Source organism: Helicobacter pullorum NCTC 12824 (genome assembly GCF_017979475.1).
In the GTDB taxonomy this organism is placed as follows: Bacteria; Campylobacterota; Campylobacteria; order Campylobacterales; family Helicobacteraceae; genus Helicobacter_D; species Helicobacter_D pullorum.
The window spans coordinates 66,469-87,323 of sequence record NZ_JAERIT010000003.1; the positions used below are offsets into that span (position 1 = coordinate 66,469).

The window sequence follows — 20,855 nt, forward strand, 5'->3', positions numbered from 1 at the left end:
ATAATATTTTCTTTTGGGTTTAATTCTTTTGTGAAATTTCAAGGGTATTTGTGTGGCATTTGTGTGGGATTATTAGAGTTTGCTTCACTGGGAAATATCAAGGGCAATCTAATTCCTGAATTTTTTGCCAAACTTGCAACCAATGGAATCCCTCAACAACTCTTCCAACAAGCCCTCAATTGTAATCTTGCTATGAATCGTACTTATACAAGGAGAGAGGGCGCAAAAGGGGCAATGGATAGGGGAGTAGAATTATTTAATTTTGTTATGCCTGTGCCTTTGGGTAAAGGGGCAAATGCTTTGGTTAATTCAATAGAGCAAGATAAAAATAGAAGAAGTAAAATTTATAATGAAAGAAGTAGTTTAGAATCATTACTTAGCACATTGCTTGTTAATACAAAATCCTATAATATCAATGAGTTAAGGAAAAAATTAAAGCAGGAGGACTAAAGAGGGAGATACTTACAACTAGGGTATAAACCCTAGAAGCACTTGCTAAAAATTATACAAAGTAGTATAATAATACGCAAGATACTTGTAAGTATCTTATGGACTTTCATTTTACCTCCTTTCTTAAGACAGATTGGAGGTTACAAAAGCCAAAGAGGCTGCTATCCCTCTTTGGTGCAACCTCAAAAAATATTTTATAAAAAATCTACTTAATTTTTTTCTAACTTTTTGCAAAAAATTGATCTTGTAATATTCTTATTATTGCTATATAATTTATTTAGTTAATTTAAGAAGATAATATGGCAACATTAATGGAAAAAGATGTTTTATTGGAGTATGCGCATATTGGGCATTTATTGCTAGATATTGAAATACAAGAGATGAAACAAGACAGAATCCAAATAGGAAAGCTTTAGAATGAAATTATCTCTACACACCACAAAGAAATCGATTATGAAGCAATGTTGCAAAAGATAAAAAGTTTGAGATTAAAATATAAAGAAAATAACAATAAAAATGAGGTTATCAATGGGCTTGGATGAATAAAAAGAAAGGAAAGAGGATTAAAAAAGGACAAGAATAATCACAAACATAAGGAGAATGTAATGAAATATACACCAAATACAAAAGTGGAGCTAGAAAAATTAGTAAATGATTTATCTATTAATCTTGGAGATATAGATACTTCCAAGATTACAGATATGAGTTTTTTATTTGATGATACTAAACGCACTGATTTCTCAGGCATTGAGAAATGGGATGTTTCTAGTGTTAAAGATATGACTAGCATGTTTGAAGGGGCTAAAACTTTCAATGCTGATATTTCTAATTGGAATGTTGGTAATGTTGAAAGTATGTATTCTATGTTTCTTGGAGCAAAAAGTTTTAATCAACCCATTGGTAAATGGGATGTTTCTAATGTAGAAAATATGGCTTTTATGTTTAGCACAGAGGCTTTTAATCAGCCAATTGGTAATTGGAATGTAAGTAAGGTTAAAAATATGGCTTTTATGTTCTATGGAGCAATCTCTTTCAATCAAGACATATCCAAATGGAATGTTAGTAGGGTTGAATATATGGAGAGTATGTTTCAAGAAGCAAAATCTTTCAATCAACCAATTGGAGAATGGAATGTGAGTAAGGTTAAAAGTATGAATGCTATGTTTCAAAAAGCAAAAGCATTTAATCAGCCAATTGGTGATTGGGATGTAAGTAAAGTTAAAGATATGACTGCTATGTTTGTTGATGCTAAATCTTTTAATCAACCCATTGGAAATTGGAATGTTTCTAATGTTAAAAATATGGTTTGGATGTTTCAAAGAGCAGAAGCATTCAATCAACCAATCGGTAATTGGAATGTAAGCAATGTTAGAGATATGTCTTTTATGTTTGCTTATGCTGTATCCTTTAACCAAGACATATCCAAATGGGATATTAGTAAGGTTAAAAATATGGAAAGTATGTTTGAAGGTGCTGAATCCTTCAATCAACCAATTGGAGAATGGAATGTGAGTAAAGTTAAAAGTATGTTTGCTATGTTTAATGAAGCCGCATCTTTTAATCAAAACTTATCTGATTGGGATATAAGTAAGGTTAGAGATATTGATGATGAAACAAGAGATTTTATTAGCAATAGTTGCAGTAATTAAGGACTATGCAATAATATGTGTAAATTACTCTTGAATAATATATAATGCATATTTATGTATTGTTTTAATGCTTAAAAGTGGTTTAAAATAAAGAAGGGAGGTGCTTACACGCCAAAGAGGTAAAATCCTATCTACGAGAATTGGAGATTGCGAAGTCAAAGAGGTTGCTATTCTGCTTTGGTTTGCAATTTTTAAAAACAGATTCTGCATAATCCTACTTAATTTTTCATTCACTTTTACTAAGCTCATATAGGCAAAAAATTTACTGCAAATGCAAGTTGGCTTTAAGAGGGGAAGTGCATTATCGCTAAAAGAGGGCTTTACAATAGCAAGGGGCAAAGCCCCCAAATTAATACGCCTTGACTATGATAAGACAAAGTAGTATAATTGCTATTGTAATTTGAAGTATCAATTTAACTCACCTCACTTTCGAGGCTATAAACTACCTTCAAAGAGGCTGCCACCTCTTTAAGGCAAACCTCAAGAATATTCTACAAAACTTTTGCTTAATTTCCATTTCTTTTTTAAGGTTTTTGTGAGTTAGCTAGATTAGAAAAGATAAAATAAATGATTTTGTCTGCTACTTTTGGATTTAATTTTTCAAGTTTTTTTGATTTCCTTTTCAACGCTCTTTTTGAATTTCACATCAAAAATCATCACTAGAGCCTTTTTATATCTGCTTTGATTTCTTCTGCTAATTCTTTTTTATAATCCTCGCTAAAACTTTGGTATTTTTTGTAAGCGTAAGATTCTTGATAAGGTATAAAATCCTCTTGTAATTTTTCTATTTTATAAGGTTTTGATAGCTTTTTGTTAATGGATTCTAAGATGTCAATTAAGTTATTATCTGCATTTGTGATTGTGATTACCATAAAAAACCTTTGTAGATAAATCAATTTTATATCATATTTAAAGAAAAAGCAGGGTAGTTTTTGTTTTAATGTGTAATTTATAGAATGTAATGGAAATAAAATAAAAGGATAGAAAAGTGTAAATGGCGGAGCGGACGGGGCTCGAACCCGCGACCCCCTGCGTGACAGGCAGGTATTCTAACCAGCTGAACTACCGCTCCAAGTATGGTGGTCGCTACAAGACTCGAACTTGTGACATCCACCTTGTAAGGGTGGCGCTCTACCAACTGAGCTAAGCGACCATCATAAAGTCAAAATTTAGAAAATAAAAGTGGTGACTCCTAGGGGACTCGAACCCCTGTAGCCACCGTGAAAGGGTGGTATCCTAACCGCTAGATGAAGGAGCCACTTTTATTTAGTGGTGACCCGCGTTGGATTCGAACCAACGGCCCATTCCTTAAAAGGGAATTGCTCTACCAACTGAGCTAGCGGGTCAAATAAAAAGGAAACGAAATTATAGCTATAATTTCGTATAAAGTCAATAGTTTTTGAAAAATAGTTTCAAGAATAGCAAATAAGCATAAAGACAAGATTGCTCTTGAATATAATTCCTATCCCCTTGAAATAAAACTCTTTGGATAATTTCATCACCATTTTTATTCATCGCACCAATAAAAATTGTCCCCACAGGTTTATTAGGGCTTCCGCCATTTGGACCAGCAATTCCACTTGTGGCAATTGCAAAATCCGCACCGCTTGCTTTAAGTGCTCCCTTTAGCATTTCATAAACCACAATTTCACTGACAGCACCAAATTGTTCTAAATGATTTTGAGAAACTTCAAGCCAAGCATTTTTGATTGCATTAGAATAGCTAATAATGCCAGCATCAAAAACTTCACTAGCTCCAGATTCTTTGGTGAGATAATATGCAGCTAATCCTCCCGTGCAACTTTCTGCGGTGGTAATTTTTTGTTTGTTTTGGGCTAAAATTTTTATAATACTTTGGGCAAGGTTTTGGCTTGGAAAAATCTTATTTTGTAAAGTTTGTTGCATTTCTTGTAGGAAATTTTTTAAGCTTTCTTGAGAATTGCCTATGGCTTTTAAGATTCCAATTTCATTAGATTCAAATGCGATTTGCAGTGCCACATTGTGAATCTTTGCAAGCGGCTTTAGTAGCATATAAGCACTTTTGCACTCTATTCCCAAAGGATATAAAAAAGTAGTATCTTTAGGCGTTTGCAATAAAGATTCCAAAGAGTGTTGGGGGGAATTTGGGGGGAGGGTTTGCAGTGTGATGAGGCAATGAAGAATCTTAAAATAATAGATATTTTTTTCTTGTATGGCTTTAGAATCGAGTTGTTGTTGGATATGGCTTGAGATTTCTTGCAAGGAATCTTTGGGGGATAGAATTAAAATGTTGTTTGAATTTTGTATCAAGCAATCAAGATTCTTAGAAAGATATTCCAAAGAATCATCGGTGTTTATAAAATGAATTTGGTGAATTTCTCCCAAAAGATCTTCTGCGTATCTTGTGGCAAAGTCCCTTAGTGGCTTAAAAGAGCAGTTTTTTTCTATGCAAAATAATGTATTCAAAATCTCTCTCCTTAAATCTGGAATTTTATTCTTTTATGGTAGAATATTTTGGCTATTTTATAGCTTAGTTTGGAGGTAAATTATGAGTAAGGCTTTAGTTATACGCCCAGAAGATGAAAGACCCGGTGAAGTTTATAACCAAAAGGGAAAAATAAATAAAAAGTTTTATGAAGAGGAAATTACAAAACTACAAATTGAATTAATCAAATTGCAAAATTGGGTGAAAAAGTATCAAAAAAAAATTATTGTGATTTTAGAAGGGAGAGATGCTGCCGGGAAGGGCGGAACAATTAAAGCCTTAAGAGAGCATCTAAATCCTCGTGGAGCAAGAGTGGTGGCATTGCAAAAGCCAAGTGATGTGGAAAAAACTCAATGGTATTTTCAACGCTATATTGATGAGTTGCCAAATGGCGGGGAAATCGTATTTTTTGATAGGAGTTGGTATAATCGTGCTGGAGTGGAGCGAGTAATGAATTTTTGCACTAATGAACAATACAAAGAGTTTATTATTCAGGTTTCTCATTTGGAGCAAATGTTGATTGAGAGCGGATATATCTTGTTTAAGTTTTTTTTAGATGTGGGGCAAGAAGAGCAAAGAAAGCGTATAGAAGCACGCAAAGATGAGCCTCTAAAGAGGTGGAAACTTAGCCCTATTGATGAATTATCATTGAATCTATGGGATGAATACACAGAGGCATTTGAAAAAATGTTTTCTCGCACACATACTCCATTTGCACCATGGTTGATTGTGGATTCAAATGATAAAAGACGCGCTAGAATCAATCTTGCTAGAATCTTGCTTGCTAAAATTGATTATGAAGATAAAGATGCTGAAAATGTATGTTTGCTAGCAGATCCGGGTATCGTTTCTTATTATTCTAGTGTCCGAATGTTTTGTGGTGAAGAAGGGGATATAAAGAAAGACAAAAAGAAAAAGAAAGATAAGAAGTAGTTTATTGTTTTTGGTGTATAATCCCGCCTTTTAAATTTGCAGTGTGCAAAAATACATAATAAAAGGTTTCTTATGCAAAATTTCTTGCAACATTTTTTTAATATTTCTTCTTTTTATACGCTTATAATTCTTTTTTGTTTGGCAGGGATTTTTTACTTTTTATCTAGGATTAAACGGCAAAATTGGCAGTTAATTGGTGCTTTAGTTTTTGGGGTGGTTTTTGCTTGTTTTATTTTGACATTGGCAGGATTTCCAACTCAAGGGTTGGGCTACTTTAAGGATTCTACTAAGTTGCATTGGCTCTATGAGGTGCATATTTGGCTTAGTTTTATTAATTCACTTTTTATTTCTTTTTTGCGTTTAATGGTTATTCCGCTTATTTTTGTAGGGTTGGTTTATGCGATTTGTAATTTAGATAAAACAACTAAGCTTAAATGGACGGCGATTTTTTCTTTTGCAAGCTTAATGATTACTACGGCTATAGCAGCAATAATAGGATTGTTGTTGGGAGTGGCGTTTGATTTGGGTGTTGGAGTAGAAGCTGGAGTTACAGAAAAAAGCATTAGGGGAGTGGAGAGTTTCAATAGTATGATTTTGGGGTTTGTGCCAAATAATATTATTGGGGCTGCAAATAGCAATAATATCCTAGGTGTGGTGATTTTTGCGATATTTTTTGGATTTTGTGCTTATCTTGTGGGTAGGCAAGAAAATTTCGAGCAAAATTTTAATATTTTTAAAAAATGGCTTACTTTTATTTATTTGGTGATTTCCAAAATGATTGGAGTACTAATTAAGATTATGCCATATACTATTGTAACGATGATTGTAGATACTCTTTTGGTTAATGGAATAGATTCTATAATCGAGGCTGGTTTGTTTGTAATCTTAATTTACATAAGCTGGGTATTGGTTTTTGTGATGCATTCTGCGATACTTGGATTTTTGGGGTTGAATCCTATTGTGTATTTCAAAAAGGCTTTTAAGGCTTTATTGATGGCTTTTGTTTCGCGTAGTTCTGCAGGCACTTTGCCTCTAACTATTGATTGTTTGGAGAAGCTTGGTGTGAGTAGAGGGGGAGCAACTTTTGTCGGGAGTATTTCTACTACGATGGGAATGAATGGTTGTGCTGGATATTATGCTGCATTAGTGTGTGTTTTTATGTTGAATGCACTTGGAATTCCTCTTGGTTTTAGTGAGGGAGTGATTATTGTTTTGCTATGTGTGATTACTTCTTTTGGGATTGCTGGAATCCCCGGAATTACAATTATGATTCTTTCTATTTTATTAAGTGGATTGGGATTGGAATCTCATTTTTCACTTTTGGCGATTATCTTGGCTATTGATCCTATTTTGGATATGGCAAGGACTTCAAGCAATGTTTCTGGAGGAATGATTGCAAGTATTGTGACAGAAAAAAAGCTTGGGAATCTTGAAATCCAAAAATATTATTCTTGAGGTTTTATTTGCAGGAAATTATCCTGCATTTGAATTGAATTTTGACTTCATTTGCTTTAAAAAATGTTTAATATAAGCTTTATTTTTCATTATTAAACTATTTCTATTAATTATATTATGTTTAAGAAAATGTAAGATATAATCCGAGCTTTGAAATTTTAGCGAAGTAGCTTGGGAGATAAATTAATGAATTTTTTAAAAAATATGAATATCGGGACTAAGCTTGTAGTATCTATCAGTATTATTATGCTTATTGGTCTTAGTATATTGTCAATAGTTGTAGTTAAAAGCGTTGGTGATAGTATGCGTAAAGATGCCGAAACGATGATTTTAGAATCTTCTAAGGGGTATTCTGGTTTTGTTGAAGGTGTTGTGAATGAAATGATAGCTCTTAATAGGACTTCTGCAAATGTATTAGGAGAGATTTTCACTCAAACTTCCAAATACAATATCACACCAAAAGCTTTAGAAGATGTGGTAACTAATGTTTTGGATTCTGGTTCTTATGCGGATTTTGCATTTTTGTATTTAAAGAATCCTTTGGGTTTTGATGGTGGAAATTCTTTTTATCGTTTGGATAATGGGGATTATATGGTTGCTTATGAAGATAAGCAACCTTCCTCTGCTGGAGGTATTGTGAATGTGGCTATAAATGGTAATGTCGAGCTTGTCTCCATTAAAGAAGCATTGAATTCCCAAAAAGGCAGTGAAACAAAAGTGTTATTTGGCAAGCCGCATCGCTTTTCTTTTGGTGGCAAAGAGTTTGTAGGTATTGATATGGCAATGCCTATTTTTGATGCGAACAACCAAGTTGTTGGAGCTGTGGGTTTTATTTTTAGCTTTGATGATATTGCAAATTCGCTTTTGGATTCTAATAATAAGCTTTTTGAGGGAAGTATTGTTGCGATGTTTGATCAAGATGGGACGATTATTCTCCATGGCAATCAAAGTTTGTTGTTTAAAAAACTTCAAGATGCCAATAAAAGACCAGAAGCTAAATTGATTGTTGATGCGATTATAGCAGGGCAAACGGGTGTTTATGATTATATTGCCACAGATGGTGCTCCAAGTTATGCAAGTCTTGTATCTTTCTCATCAGTGGATAATTATGTAAGCTGGAGAGTTTTGGTTACGGCTCCAAAATCTTCTGTTCTTGCACCTCTTTATCGTTTGGAATATTTAATTTTTACAGCTTCAGCGGCTTTTTTGATTTTGGTAATGGCTTTTGTGTATTTTTATATTCGTAAAAATGTTGCTAATAGATTGCCAATTATCCTTGATGCGCTTGATAAGCTCTTTAAATTTATTAACCATGAAAGCAAAGATGTCCAAACTATCAAGATTCGCGCAAATGATGAATTAGGGGCAATGGGAAGAATTATTAATGCCAACATTGAAAGGACTCGTTCTTCTTTGCAAATTGATGAAGAAGCGATTCAAGCAGCAGTAGATACCGCAAAAGAAATTGAAGCAGGTAATTTAACTGCAAGGATTTCTAAAGATCCTGTAAATCCGCAGCTTATGGAATTAAAAGAAGTTTTAAATACAATGCTTAGTGTTTTGCAACGCAAAATAGGAAGTGATACTAATGAAATTGCTAGGGTTTTTGATTCTTATGTGAAGTTGGATTTTACAACAGAAGTGAAAAACGCAAATGGAAGAGTAGAAGTTGTTACTAATACTTTGGGAGAAGAGATTAAGAAAATGCTGCATGCAAGTGCTAATTTTGCTAGAGAATTAACAGCGCGTTCAACAGAGCTTAGAGAATCTATGCAAAAGCTTACCGATGGTTCTCAAGCGCAAGCTTCTTCATTGGAACAATCAGCAGCAGCAGTAGAAGAAATTAGCTCTTCTATGCAAAATGTAAGTGAAAAAACTATGGATGCTACAAGACAAGCAGAGGATATTAAAGAGATTGTGGGAGTGATTAAAGATATTGCAGACCAAACTAATCTCTTAGCATTGAATGCAGCTATTGAAGCAGCAAGAGCAGGGGAGCATGGTAGAGGATTTGCTGTTGTGGCTGATGAGGTGCGAAAACTTGCAGAGCGAACAACAAAATCTCTAGGAGAGATTGAAGCAAATGTGAATGTTTTGGTGCAAAGCGTTAATGAAATGAGCGAATCTATCAAAGAACAAACAGAAGGAATTAGTCAAATTAATGAAGCAATTGCACAACTTGAAACTGCAACACAAGATAATGTTGGAGTGGCAAATGCAACAAATGAAATCACCAAAAGCGTTAATGATATTGCAGAAAATATCTTAAATGATGTGAATCAAAAGAAATTTTAAAGTTTTTATTTAGATAATATTTTTTAAAATTTGGGTAAAAAATAGTTAATTTTAGATACAATAATAGATAGCATAGATTCCTTTTTAGGAAAAGGAGGATATGTTATCACTCTAAGAGAAAAGGAAAAAAATGAAAAAGTTTCTCCCCTTGTCATTAATGTTGTGTAGTTCGCTTTTTGCGGCAAATAATCTTTTTGAGGTTACTCCACAAATTGGTGGAAGCTGGCATGTAGATAATCAAAGAATGGCGGATGATATTGATTTGTCCTATGGTTTGAAATTTGGTGCAAGAGTTGCTCCAGAAGTATTGGTAGAATTGGGTTATGATTGGATTACGCATGCAGAACAAAGTATTCCTGATAATAAAACTTCTTTTAATCGCTATTACATGAATGTTGTAAAAGAGTTTGAAGTATGGAATAGTGTATCGCCTTATATTCTTGGTGGTGTGGGTTATGAAGATGTTTCTAACAATAATCAAAGCTTAGATAGTGCTCCATTTGGTCAATATGGTTTAGGATTGCGTTGGGAAGCTTTCAAATACTTGCACCTTAAAACAGAACTTAGACATTTAGTAAGTTTTGATGGAAGAAGTGATGTGATTGCAATGTTGGGCTTTAGTATTCCATTTGGAACTTTTGCACAAGAAGAGGTTGTTGTAGAAGAAGTAGTGGAAGAAGTGGTTGTAGAAGAAGTTCCAGCTCCAACTCTATCGCATATTCATACTTTTAGTGTGCAATTCCCTTCTGATTCATCATCTGTAAATCCTGAATATTATCCAGAAATTCAAGATTTTGCAGAATATATGAAGCAAAACCCAGATAAAACTGCTACTATAAGTGGTCATACAGATAGCACAGGAAGTGAAGCTTACAATCAAAAGCTTTCAGAAAGAAGAGCAATTTCTGTAAAAGAAGAAATTGTCAAACAAGGAATCTCTCCAGATAGATTAGATACAAAAGGGTATGGAGAAGAGAAACCTATTGCAACTAATAAAACTAAAGAGGGAAGACAAGCAAATAGAAGAGTAGAAGCAGAAGTCTATAACGCAAATTAATAATGCGTCCAGTCATTAAATACGATATTGCTATTTATTCCCCTTCTATCCATTTAGAGATGAAAGAAGCAAAGGAAATTTGCGAAATTTTCATCTCTAATAGTGGAACTATCCGCAGCCTATCTATCCGTGCTATTTATTTTTCATTTGAAAATATTTCTTATTTTGAAGAAGGTGCGGTAATTCTCGTCGCAAAAGCTTTATTAGCAATCCAAGATCGAGTCTCTATACCGGTTGCTTTCATCGGTTATAGTGATTTGCAATTCCCTAAACTTAAAGCCTTGTTTCCAAATCGAAGTGTGCCGCTTTTTAAAACAGAAGCTATGGCAAATTTGCTACTTTCATTAAAAATGCCTTCAATCTCTCAAAAGATTATTTATTGTGATAATGATGGTATGGTGCAAACTCTTATTTCTCGAGAGTTAGAAAATAGAGGTTATGAGGTTATTTGTGTGAATAATATGCAAAGTCTTCTTGCAAAAGGGAAGCAGCTTTTAGACAAAGCCTTTTATCTTTATAATATTTATTTTGATGTAACAGGGAATTTCATTCCTACCACGATTCATGGCGGTATTGTAACTTATACATTGTATAAAAAAGCCGATAAAAATATTTCTCTTTATTTTAATTTACAAGCACATAATTCGAGATTGAGAGAGGGTTATAAGGTTTTTATTTTTGATGTTACGCAAACCCAAGATTTTAGTTTGGTGGCTTTAGAATTTATTATGTCATTAGCACTAAATAATATGCGCTATGAGGCTTGTATTGCTATTTGTGGCTTGAAGATTAAGATTAATCCAGATAAGATTGATTTGTGCAAACGCAGTGGAATCTATTTTTTTGGAAGTGTAGCAGAGTGCAAAAATGATTCACTGATTAGGGAGTATGCAAATAAATATCAGCTTGCAGAGCAAAAGCGTAAGGGGCTAACCAAGCATTTAGTGGCACAACTTCCTGTATTTATCAATGCTGCCATAGAGACACTCTCTTCGCTTACAGGTGGAGAGGCAAAACGCACGGATTATAAGGTTACCACTTATAATAAGACGGGGCAAAATGATATTATGGGTGCAATGATTAATTTTGAAGGCGATGTGAGCGGAGTTGTTGCACTTTGTTTTAGTAAGATGATTGTTAAAGAAGCCTCTATGATGTTGCTTGGAGAAGAATCTCAAAGTGATGAGGAGCTTTTGGATGTTATTTCAGAATTTACTAATATCATTGCAGGACGCGCAAAAGCGGTTTTGTCAGAACATAATTTGTCAATAGGGATTTCGCTGCCAAAAGCTTGTAGAAGCGAAGATGAGATTGTAGCTATGCTTGTTGGAAAGCAGGGCGTGCAAGTAAATTTACTTCTAAATAATAAGCCTTTAATCTTGTTTTTGGCTCATTAAATATCTCTCTAAAATAATAAGAGCTGCAAGGCTATCTAAACTCCCATCTTTTTTCTTATTTTTCTTGCTTCCTTGCATTTTTTGAAGTGCTTCAAAAGAGCTAAAAGATTCATCAATAAAGCAAATTTCTATCCCTTTTGGAATCTCAAGTAGGTTGATGAAATGTTTGATTCTGCGTTCCATTTCTAAAGATGAATCGCCATCTTGTGGAATGCCAATGACTAAAATTTGTGGATTTTTCATTTGGATAAGATTGCTTATATCTCTTGCTGCTTGATTGCGATTCTTGCGTAAAATAGGGGGTAGAGGTATCGGGATATTTTGCAAGAATTGTGCGATTCCAATCCGCTTTAATCCGATGTCTAAAGCAATGATATTTTGCATTATATTACCTCGATTCTTCCATTGTTTCTTTGTATTTTGCCCTCAAGTTCATAATGAAATAAAATCTCGCCAAAACGAGCAAAAGCCTCTTCAAAGAAAGGATTGCTTTTGCAGAACTCTAAAACTTCATCTTTATTATTATTGTAAGATACTTCAAAAAGTTGATTTAAAAATTCATCAATATCCCAAATGATTTCTGCCTTTTTTTCTTTGGCTAAAGTTTGTGTGCCTTTGCTTTGTCCTAATTGATGGGGCGGTACATAGATTTTTTTGCCAAGACTTAAAGCGTATTTTGCACTTTCCATTGAACCGCTTTTGAGATCTGCTTGAGGAATTATTATGTATTCTGCAAGGCTAATGATGATTTTATTGCGTTCTAAGAAAGAGTAGTTTTTTGGAATGTAGGTTGGGGGAAATTGACTTAGAATAAGTGCATTTTTGTGGATTTCTTGAATGATTTTTTGATTAGTTTTGGGGTAGATAATATCTAATGAGCTTGGTGAAACCATAATGGTGTTAGGTAGGGCTGCATTGTGAGCTAAAATATCTATGCCTAATGCACCACCGCTGATGATGGCTGCATATTGGGAGATTTTTTTGGCTATTTCTTTGGTAAAACTTTGTGCATAGGGGTTGGGATTTCTTGAGCCGATAATGGCAATTTTGCGTTTCTTTAACAGCTCTATATCCCCGCAATAATAAAGTGTTTTAAGGTTTTTTAGGTGTTGTAATTCAGGTGGAAGTTGGTTAAGCGTTTGCAAAATCAGAATCTTTTTGCACGATATAAATTACAATATTATCCACAAAAGGATGATAGCGATAGCCATCGCTTTCGCCTTCTCCTTCAAATTCATCAAGAATCTCTTTGGAATGATGATTTTGTAAAAGTTTGATGATTTCTGCACTTTTGCCGAATCTTTCGTAATAGCGTTTGATAGTGATTACCCAATTTACTTCAATTTCATTGAGTGCATTGCTAATTTGTTTGAGGTAGGCGATTTTAATAAGGGAAGCAATTTTGTCAATCCAATAACTAATTTCCATATATTCTCCAAAAATCACCATAGTGTGTTTGGCATTTCCAGCATAGGCATAGGGTTTTGCTTCCTCATAGCGTCTTAGAAAATCTTTGGTAAAGTCTTTAAATTGTGGCATGGAACGCAAACTTTCAATATCATCAACCATAGAATATACTTTTTTAACCTCTTTTTTTTCTATGGCATTGAGTAAATTTTCTTTTTGCTGCATAAGGACAATTTTTTCGTTAGCAGAGCGTTTGAGATTTGGGAAAACAAGCAATGTTTCAGCAATTTTTTTTGCTTCTTGGTATTGGAAGTTTTTTTCTAATTCAATAAGATTTGTGAGCATTTTTTCGCCTAATAGTAAAACTTTTTTGTATAAATCAGTTTCTCTTAGGAATGAAAATTGAAAAGTTAGCGAGAAGTATTCTTTGAAATTTTGTTGCTTAATGAGATTGTCTGCTTTAGCAAATACATCAGAATTTCTTAGTAGTTGGATGATTAATTCTTTTTTGGGGGTGTTTTCAAAGGGTGCTAAGTATTGTTCGGCTAGTCTTTGGTTGATTTTTGCATTTTCAATGAGAAGTTTTTTGGCATTGAAAAAAGCTCTATTCCAAATATTTTCAAGCTTTTCATAGGCTTGAGTTTTTGTGAGAAATTTCATTGTTTTAGTCATTTCATAAGCTTTGGAATAGTCCTTTTTTTCGATGAGTTGCAAAAAAGTCTTTGCCCCTTCTTTTTGTGAGAGATAAAAATCAAACTCATTTTTTTTGGGTTGGGAAACAATAAAGGGTGCTGTTATTTCAATAGCCTTTTCAATCTCATCTTTATTGAGTAAATCAATGGCTTGATTTAGAATATCTGGCCACACTTCATCAAAAACTTTGGTGAGTGGGTGGATACTCAAAAAAACATTTTTGTTAATGGCTTCCCTAGCATTTTTGTAATTTTTGGTAGCTAGAGCATCTTTTAGTTCTTCTTTGCCTTCATTATAATCAATGATGAGTAATGTCCCATCAATACAGCCAATATATAAAAATCCATGTGAAAAAGCCAAAGAAGCGATTCCTGCATGTTCATTTTTGATTTCCATAACCTTACTATTGTCTTTTAATGAAATAACATAGAGTGTGTCAGAGCGTGTCCCAATGAGAGCATAATTTTCTTCATCATCTAGTGCAATGCTTGTGGGCCAAAATGCAAAAGAATACTCTTGAGAGATGATTTTTCCTTCTTTGAGGCTAAAGATGATGCTAGAATTATTTCGCAAAACAAGCAAAAGTTTTTCATCATTTTCAAAAAAACAAGAATCTTCTACAACATCATTAGTTACGAAATTAAAGGCAATTTTGTGGCGTAAAACATCAAAAATCATAGTAAATTTATCAAATCCGCTAATTGCTATAAATTCATTATTTTGAGAAAATTTAATGGTAGAAATGTAATCTGAACGGGCTAAAAGGGAAGCAGTTGGTAAAAAACTTTTGCCTTCATACAAAAATACACGCCCATCTTGTCCCCCTGTTGCGAAGTAATTGCCATTTTTGGAAAAAGCACAAGATTCCATTTCACCATCATGGTCAGTGAGTGTGGAGATGATTTTGAGTTTTGAATGCTCTAATTTTAAAATAAGAGACTTTTTTTCTCCGATAATAGGAATGCAAAAATATGAATCATTAGAAATTCCAAAAGCATGTGAATAGCGATGAGGCGGCTCTAAATCTCTAGTAACTTGTAGGCTTGTTTGGATTTCTAGTTTTTTGTTGATTTGTGTAATATAAAAGGTATTATCCACACAAAAAGTAGAATCTTCACAAGGTGTAATGGCTAAGATACTGCCTTGTAATTGATGGGTTGCTTTTGGAGTTGTCATTTTTAGGTAACCACTTTTTAATTTTTATTTTAACATATTTTGCAATAAAAGCTTATGGAATTACTAACTCATTTATATAGACAAGTTCTACCCCGCTATTTTGTAGATAATTTGTAGCATTTTTAAGGGCTAAGATAGTTTGTTGGTGAGGGTGTCCTATGGCGATAGCATAACCTTTGGTTTTAGCGATTTTAACGGCTTGAATAAGGTTTTGAGTGATTTTTGTTATATCAAGTTCGTTATCCAAAAATATATCGCGTTCTAAGAAAGGTTGATTTTGGCATTGATTTAGGGGGGTAGTTGGATTTTGTTGGTAATAATTGCGAGTTTTGGTGTGAGGTGTAGTTCTTGAATCAACAAAGCTAATATTATTTTCATTTAGGATTTCAAGCAAGAAATACATTGCTTGTGGGGTTTGAGTAAATTTGCTACCGGTGTGGTTGTTAAGATAGGTTAAGTTTGGGAAATCTTTTTTGAGGTTTTGGATTGTTTCTTGTATGGTTTGTTTGGAATCTGTGCTTAGAAGGTATTTGTGTTCTTTTTGACTAAAATTGAGTGCTTCTAGGGGGAGATGAACCATATAAAAATCAGCTTTTTTGGCAATTTCTGGCGTATTTTGAGAGGCTATGCTTCTAGGGAAAAGTGAGGGGGTGATTTTATAAGGAATTTCTTGAATCTTTTGGTATTGATAGAAGTTGCTTATATCATCAATAATAATGGCGAGCTGTGGTTTTGGTTTTTGGCATTGTGGTTTTGGCTTGGAGGGGATTTGTGTGGGCTTTGTTGGTTTGGATTCTTGTGAAATAGTGGGAGGTGTGATTTGTGGAATGGTGGATTGTGAAGTTTGATTGTTTTCTTGTTGGAGGGTTTTTAGATTTTCTTCTAAGAGTTTAATGTTTTTTTGAAGAAGTGCGACATTGACTTTGGAAGTGTTGGTGTCTATGGGGATTGATTCTTTGTAGTTTAGGCTTTGTTGGGGTTTAGAATCGGATTTGGGGATAAAATTAAAGGTAAGCAGCAATAATAAAAGTGCTATGATTCCTATGGTAATAGGGTTAATTTTATCCATTCAAAGTTATTTTTCTAATAGAATTTCAACTTCGAGTGTATTGAAATTTTGATTAGAATCAGTTTTAATATCGATTTTTTGGGCTTTGGTGTATTTTTTGATAACCTCCAAAATCTCTTGTTTCATTGCGTCCATATAGGGCACATTGATAGTTCTTTCGTGTGCCAACATAAGTGTTAAGCGATTTTTTGCTTCTTGTGCAGAATTTTTTTTGCTTCCAAAAATTTTTTCAATTAAACTCATGAAAATAACCTTCCAAAGAAGCCTTTTTTGGGTTTTAATTCCAAATAAGGAACTTCTTCTCCTAAGATTCGCTTTGCAATATTTTTGTATGCTTGACTTGAAAGAGAGTTGCCATAAATGACAGGCTCGCCCATATTAGTGGAAGAGACGATTTTTTCATCTTCTGGAATAATACCAATAAGCGGCAGTGAAAGAATCTTTAGAACATCATCTACGCTCAACATCTCGCCTTTTTCTACCATTTCTGGCTTTAGACGATTGATGATGATATGCTTTTTGACTTCCTCTCCATTTTGTGCTTTTTGGCTTTTTGCATCAATAATGCCAATTACTCTATCAGCATCTCTTACGCTTGAAACTTCTGGAGTAGAGACGATGAGCGCTTCATCAGCAAGAAAAATAGAATGCTCAAACCCGCCTTCAATTCCTGCTGGAGAATCAAGCAAAATATAATCAAATTCATTTTTTAATTTTTCAATGAGATTAGCAACTTTTTCTTTATCAAGAATATTTTTATCTTTGCTTTGGGAGGCTGGTAGAAAATAAAGATTCTTAGCTTTTTTGTCATTAATGAGTGCTTGAGAAAGATTGCATTCACCTTCCATTACATTGACAATATCATAAACAATGCGGTTTTCTAAGCCCAATATCATATCAAGATTTCTAAGCCCAATATCAAAATCTACGGCTACTACCTTTTTGCCTGAATTTGCCAACCCTACGGCTAAATTTGCTGTTGTGGTAGATTTTCCTACACCACCTTTTCCTGAAGTAATTGTAATAACTATTCCACTCAAAATAGCACCTTTAAGCATAAAAATAAGTCGCCTATTTTATCTTTATTTTGTTTAAAGTATATTAAATCAAAAAGAGATTTTCTTTGGTAAAAATTTTGATTTTATAGCTTTTGCGATGTTCTTTGCAGTAACCAAAGTCCAAAATAGCCTTTAAGTGGTCTTTGGTTCCATAGCCTTTGTGGGATTTGAAGCCATATTGCGGATAAAGATTGTCTAATTTTGCACTTTCTTTGTCTTTTGCATTTTTGGCTAGAATGCTTGCTGCGCTAATTGATGGAATCTTAGAATCGCCTTTAATAAGTGTTTGTAGGGAATGGATTCCAAAGTTGCAATTACCATCAAAGAGATAATGTGGGGCTTGTAAGTTTGTTAAGATTTCTTGTAAAGATTCTTTGATACATAAACTAAGTCCTTTTGTATCGATTTCTTCTGCGCTTTTTTTGACAAGATGAAATTTGGCGTATTTTTGAATCTGCGGGGCTAGGTTATCGCGTGTTTTTTGAGAGAGTTTTTTGGAATCTTGAAGTTGCTCTAAGAGGATTTTTGGGAAAGTGGGGGTTAAAATTACTCCGCAAACAAAAAGTGAGCCACCAATGCAACCTCTCCCTGCTTCGTCAATGCCACAGATTTCAAGAGGATTGTAAAGTGGCAATTCTAAAAGATTATTTTGTTTCAAGGATGTATTTTAAAACCTCTCTGAAATCTTCTACGGGGTGAATTTTGACATTTTCTTTTACTTCATCTGGAATCTCGTCCATATCGCGTTCAAAGTTTTTCTTAGGGATTAGGATTTCTTTGATGCCTGATTTGAAGGCGGCAATGAGTTTTTCTTGCAATCCGCCAATGGGCAAAACTTTTCCTCTTAAAGTGAGTTCGCCTGTCATTGCAAAAGAGCTTTTTATCGGGCGATTTGAAAACAAAGAAGCAATAGCACTGCCAATAGCTATTCCAGCACTCGGACCATCTTTTGGCGTTGCCCCTTCTGGAACATGCAAATGGATATCAAATCGATTATAAATTTCACTGCAATCCACTTGTATATTTTCTTCTTGTTCTTTGCGGGTTAGCGAAATGAGTGTTTTATCGATTTTCAATTCTTTGCTATCGATTAAAGACTTGATGTGAGAATAAGCGATTTTTGCACTTTCTTTCATGACATCACCTAGATTCCCTGTAAGGTGCAATCCGCCTTTGCCTTTGATTTTGAGTGCTTCAATTTTGAGCACATCTCCCCCAACGCTAGTCCAAGCCAATCCATTGACAAGCCCAATTTCATTTTTTTTGCCAACATTTTCAAATTCAAAGACGATTTTATCAAGATATAAGGGGAGATTTTTTGTGGTGATGGTAATTTTTTCTTGCGGATTTTGCAAGATTTCTTTTGCCACTTTGCGTAAGATTTGTGCAATTTTTCTTCTAAGATTTCTTACCCCTGCTTCTCTTGTGTATTTTTCTACAAGGGTTTTAATGGCTTGAGTATTGAAGCTCACTTCAGAGGGTTGCAAGCCATGTTTTTTAAGTTCTTGAGGGATAAGATATTTTTTTGCAATTTGCTCTTTTTGGTGAGGTGTGTAGCTTGTGATATTGATAAATTCCATTCTATCACGCAAAGGGGCTGGAATCGCACCAATATCATTTGCGGTGGCTATAAAAATCACTTGTGATAAATCCAAATCAAAATTAGTGTAATAATCCCTAAATTCTTTGTTTTGTTCTGGGTCTAGAATCTCTAGCAAAACAGAAGAAGGATCTCCGCGGAAAGAATTGTGAATCTTGTCAATCTCATCTAAGACAACCACAGGATTCATTTCTTTTGCATCAATTAAGCCTTGAACGATTCTACCGGGCATTGCTCCAATGTAAGTTCTACGATGCCCACGCAATTCATTGACATCTTCTAAGCCACCTAGTGCAATTCTTACAAGCTTTCTTTTAAGAGCGGTGGCAATGGAATTTGCAAGGCTTGTTTTACCCACTCCAGGAGGTCCATAAAAGCAAAGAATAGTTCCTTTATTCTCGGTATTTGCTTTGCCTCTTAAAGAGAGAAGTTCGCGGACTGCAAAGTATTCTACAATGCGTTCTTTAGGCTTTTTTAGCCCATAATGGTCTTTATTGAGCTGCTTTTCTACTTCCTCGATTTTGAGTGGCTTTTTTGAATAAGCCCCAAAGGGTATTTCCAAAACTAATTCAATATAATTTTGCAAAAGATTTGCATCGGCACTATCTTGGTGCATACGAGAAAGCTTGTTGATTTGTTTATTGATTTCTTTGTAGGCACTTTTGCTCATAGAATTTTTTAGTTTTTCAAGTTTTTGTTTATATTCTTGTATTTCGGTTTCTTTGTTGTTATCTCCACCAAGTTCTTTTTGAATTTGTTTGAGTTGTTCTTTGAGGAAATATTCTTTGTTGATTTTTTCCATTTGAGAATTGACTTTGGTTTTGATTTCTTTTTGAATCTGTTGGGCTTTGATTTCTTCCATCACAATATCAATTAAGCTTAAAAGCCTCTCTTCTGGGTCATTTTCTTTCAAAATCTTATAGGCTGGGTCTTTTTTCAATCTTATAGCACTTGCAATTAAATCAGCTGCGCGATTTGGGTCTGTTGTTTCATTGATGCTTCTTAACAAATCTTGCGAAAAATTTTGTGAAACATTATAAAGATTGCGTAATTTTTCTTTCAAAACAGAGAGTATTGCATCAATTCTATTAGGGTCAAAACTCTTAGATAAAATAGGAGCAATTTCCCCCATTAAGGGAGATTCTGAAGTAACTTGCAAGAGATTCCCTCGACTTAATCCTTGGAAGAGAATCTTGATGCGTCCATCAGGAAATGCAGTGTGTCTCATGATTGTTCCAATCACTCCAACATCATAAAAAGATTCTGTATTTTCTTCTTCTTTTGAACTTAGAGTAGTAATAAAAACAAGCCTATCTTCATTTTGCATAGCCATTTCAATGGATTTTAGATTTTCTTCATTGGTAATAAAGAGTGGAGCTATCATAAAAGGATATAAAAACATATCTTCTTCCAAGATAATAGGAAGATTTTTTGGGAATTTTCCGTAACGTTCTAACTGCATTAATGAATCCTACCATTCAAAAATTTTTTGATACCAAGGAGAGCCTGCTTCTTTGTAAAAGACATCTTTTACCCATTGATTTTCATCAATTTTTTGTTGATAATATTCTGCTGCTTGTTGCTTATCTTTTTTGTTATAAAGTTTGATAATTTCTTTATTGAGGCTCAAATTGGCAAGTTCTAATTTTAACAACATTGTATCTACCATTGGGCGATAACGCGAATAAGGGTATTTTTGGCTAAAATCTTGAGCTTCTTGGATAGATTTAGCAAGTAATTGTTGGTCGCGAAATTGTTTGGCAAAAGCAAAGTAATTAGCTTGTAATTTTAAAAATTTGATAAAATCAATGTTTTGTTCATTCCCAAAACGCTTAGTGTATTCATCAAAATAAAAAGCCGCCAAAAGATACTCTTCTTCTTGCATATGAGCACGCCCTAGTATTAGCATAGCTTCACTCAAAAGAGGGGAGTTTAAATGCTCGCTTTGAAGAGAAGTAAAGTAACTATCGGCTTTTTCTAAATCCCCATTACGAATTTCTTTAAGCATACTTTGATACCAATAATCCGCAGGTTTATTGACTTCATCAAGAGCTAATCCACTATTGCTTTTAGAAGAGCAAGCGCCAAAAAGCATTATGAAACTAAGAAAGAAAAAAAAGAATTTTAAAATATTTATCACAAAAATCCTTTG

19 protein-coding genes and 4 tRNA genes are annotated in these 20,855 nt (G+C 34.0%); 7 read left to right on the forward strand and 16 right to left on the reverse strand.

From position 1 onward, the window contains the following. The first annotated feature begins 63 nt into the window (after positions 1 to 63). A complete protein-coding gene (locus JJQ98_RS02970; RefSeq protein WP_151104892.1) occupies positions 64 to 450 on the forward strand; it encodes a hypothetical protein in 387 nt (128 codons plus the stop codon). Positions 451 to 1,055: 605 nt separating this feature from the next. After that, positions 1,056 to 2,099 carry a BspA family leucine-rich repeat surface protein gene (locus JJQ98_RS02975; protein WP_151104893.1) on the forward strand — a complete coding sequence of 348 codons (1,044 nt, stop codon included), beginning with the start codon at positions 1,056 to 1,058 and terminating at the stop codon, positions 2,097 to 2,099. A gap of 24 nt (positions 2,100 to 2,123) precedes the next feature. Here the strand turns inward: JJQ98_RS02975 and JJQ98_RS02980 are convergent, their stop codons facing one another. The 7 genes from JJQ98_RS02980 to JJQ98_RS03010 all read right to left on the reverse strand — a co-directional run bounded on the left by JJQ98_RS02980 (position 2,124) and on the right by JJQ98_RS03010 (position 4,544). Beyond that, positions 2,124 to 2,447 (reverse strand): hypothetical protein, encoded by a 324-nt coding sequence (locus tag JJQ98_RS02980; protein WP_065829791.1) that lies wholly within the window; start codon positions 2,445 to 2,447, stop codon positions 2,124 to 2,126. 311 nt (positions 2,448 to 2,758) lie between these two features. Further along, positions 2,759 to 2,971 (reverse strand): hypothetical protein, encoded by a 213-nt coding sequence (locus tag JJQ98_RS02985; protein ID WP_065826435.1) that lies wholly within the window; start codon positions 2,969 to 2,971, stop codon positions 2,759 to 2,761. Positions 2,972 to 3,094: 123 nt separating this feature from the next. Further along, positions 3,095 to 3,171, reverse strand: a tRNA-Asp gene (locus JJQ98_RS02990). A gap of 5 nt (positions 3,172 to 3,176) precedes the next feature. Further along, positions 3,177 to 3,252: transfer RNA gene (locus tag JJQ98_RS02995), tRNA-Val, on the reverse strand. 30 nt (positions 3,253 to 3,282) lie between these two features. Continuing rightward, positions 3,283 to 3,357, reverse strand: a tRNA-Glu gene (locus JJQ98_RS03000). A gap of 12 nt (positions 3,358 to 3,369) precedes the next feature. After that, positions 3,370 to 3,445: transfer RNA gene (locus JJQ98_RS03005), tRNA-Lys, on the reverse strand. Between the two features lie 43 nt (positions 3,446 to 3,488). Beyond that, entirely contained in the window at positions 3,489 to 4,544 is a 1,056-nt protein-coding gene (locus tag JJQ98_RS03010) for a CinA family protein (RefSeq protein WP_151104894.1), read from the reverse strand. A gap of 82 nt (positions 4,545 to 4,626) precedes the next feature. Here JJQ98_RS03010 and ppk2 point away from each other — a divergent pair, with 82 nt between their 5' ends. The 5 genes from ppk2 to JJQ98_RS03035 all read left to right on the forward strand — a co-directional run bounded on the left by ppk2 (position 4,627) and on the right by JJQ98_RS03035 (position 11,700). Next, positions 4,627 to 5,496 carry a polyphosphate kinase 2 gene (gene ppk2, locus JJQ98_RS03015; RefSeq protein WP_005021988.1) on the forward strand — a complete coding sequence of 290 codons (870 nt, stop codon included), beginning with the start codon at positions 4,627 to 4,629 and terminating at the stop codon, positions 5,494 to 5,496. 72 nt (positions 5,497 to 5,568) lie between these two features. Continuing rightward, the gene (locus JJQ98_RS03020; protein ID WP_065829223.1) at positions 5,569 to 6,951 is read left to right on the forward strand and encodes a cation:dicarboxylate symporter family transporter; all 1,383 of its coding nucleotides are present in this window, start codon (positions 5,569 to 5,571) and stop codon (positions 6,949 to 6,951) included. Positions 6,952 to 7,137: 186 nt separating this feature from the next. Next, positions 7,138 to 9,246, forward strand: coding sequence for a methyl-accepting chemotaxis protein (locus JJQ98_RS03025; RefSeq protein ID WP_054195391.1), 2,109 nt, complete (start codon positions 7,138 to 7,140; stop codon positions 9,244 to 9,246). A 130-nt stretch (positions 9,247 to 9,376) separates the two neighbouring features. Continuing rightward, a complete protein-coding gene (locus tag JJQ98_RS03030) occupies positions 9,377 to 10,303 on the forward strand; it encodes an OmpA family protein (RefSeq protein WP_005021991.1) in 927 nt (308 codons plus the stop codon). Between the two features lie 2 nt (positions 10,304 to 10,305). Further along, the gene (locus JJQ98_RS03035; protein WP_151104895.1) at positions 10,306 to 11,700 is read left to right on the forward strand and encodes a chemotaxis protein CheX; all 1,395 of its coding nucleotides are present in this window, start codon (positions 10,306 to 10,308) and stop codon (positions 11,698 to 11,700) included. Here the strand turns inward: JJQ98_RS03035 and ruvX are convergent. The 9 genes from ruvX to bamD form a co-directional block, all read right to left on the reverse strand. After that, on the reverse strand, positions 11,677 to 12,084 hold the full coding sequence (gene ruvX / locus JJQ98_RS03040; RefSeq protein ID WP_104719668.1) for a Holliday junction resolvase RuvX: 408 nt from the start codon (positions 12,082 to 12,084) through the stop codon (positions 11,677 to 11,679). The two genes, JJQ98_RS03035 and ruvX, sit on opposite strands and share 24 nt — an antisense overlap. Then, on the reverse strand, positions 12,084 to 12,845 hold the full coding sequence (locus tag JJQ98_RS03045) for a DNA-processing protein DprA (RefSeq protein WP_151104896.1): 762 nt from the start codon (positions 12,843 to 12,845) through the stop codon (positions 12,084 to 12,086). The genes ruvX and JJQ98_RS03045 overlap by 1 nt, the downstream gene beginning before the upstream one ends. Beyond that, positions 12,832 to 14,976 (reverse strand): WD40 repeat domain-containing protein, encoded by a 2,145-nt coding sequence (locus tag JJQ98_RS03050; RefSeq protein WP_065837568.1) that lies wholly within the window; start codon positions 14,974 to 14,976, stop codon positions 12,832 to 12,834. The genes JJQ98_RS03045 and JJQ98_RS03050 overlap by 14 nt, the downstream gene beginning before the upstream one ends. Positions 14,977 to 15,028: 52 nt before the next feature. Next, positions 15,029 to 16,045 (reverse strand): divergent polysaccharide deacetylase family protein, encoded by a 1,017-nt coding sequence (locus JJQ98_RS03055; protein ID WP_151104897.1) that lies wholly within the window; start codon positions 16,043 to 16,045, stop codon positions 15,029 to 15,031. A 6-nt stretch (positions 16,046 to 16,051) separates the two neighbouring features. Further along, positions 16,052 to 16,288 (reverse strand): cell division topological specificity factor MinE, encoded by a 237-nt coding sequence (minE, locus tag JJQ98_RS03060; RefSeq protein ID WP_005022002.1) that lies wholly within the window; start codon positions 16,286 to 16,288, stop codon positions 16,052 to 16,054. Then, complete coding sequence (gene minD, locus JJQ98_RS03065) at positions 16,285 to 17,085, reverse strand: septum site-determining protein MinD (protein ID WP_005022003.1); 801 nt, start codon at positions 17,083 to 17,085, stop codon at positions 16,285 to 16,287. The genes minE and minD overlap by 4 nt, the downstream gene beginning before the upstream one ends. A gap of 61 nt (positions 17,086 to 17,146) precedes the next feature. After that, complete coding sequence (locus tag JJQ98_RS03070) at positions 17,147 to 17,761, reverse strand: ribonuclease HII (RefSeq protein WP_151104898.1); 615 nt, start codon at positions 17,759 to 17,761, stop codon at positions 17,147 to 17,149. Next, on the reverse strand, positions 17,748 to 20,165 hold the full coding sequence (lon, locus tag JJQ98_RS03075; protein ID WP_151104899.1) for an endopeptidase La: 2,418 nt from the start codon (positions 20,163 to 20,165) through the stop codon (positions 17,748 to 17,750). Before lon ends, JJQ98_RS03070 begins: the two co-directional genes overlap by 14 nt. A 9-nt stretch (positions 20,166 to 20,174) precedes the next feature. Next, a complete protein-coding gene (bamD, locus tag JJQ98_RS03080; protein WP_151104900.1) occupies positions 20,175 to 20,843 on the reverse strand; it encodes an outer membrane protein assembly factor BamD in 669 nt (222 codons plus the stop codon). Positions 20,844 to 20,855: the final 12 nt, after the last annotated feature.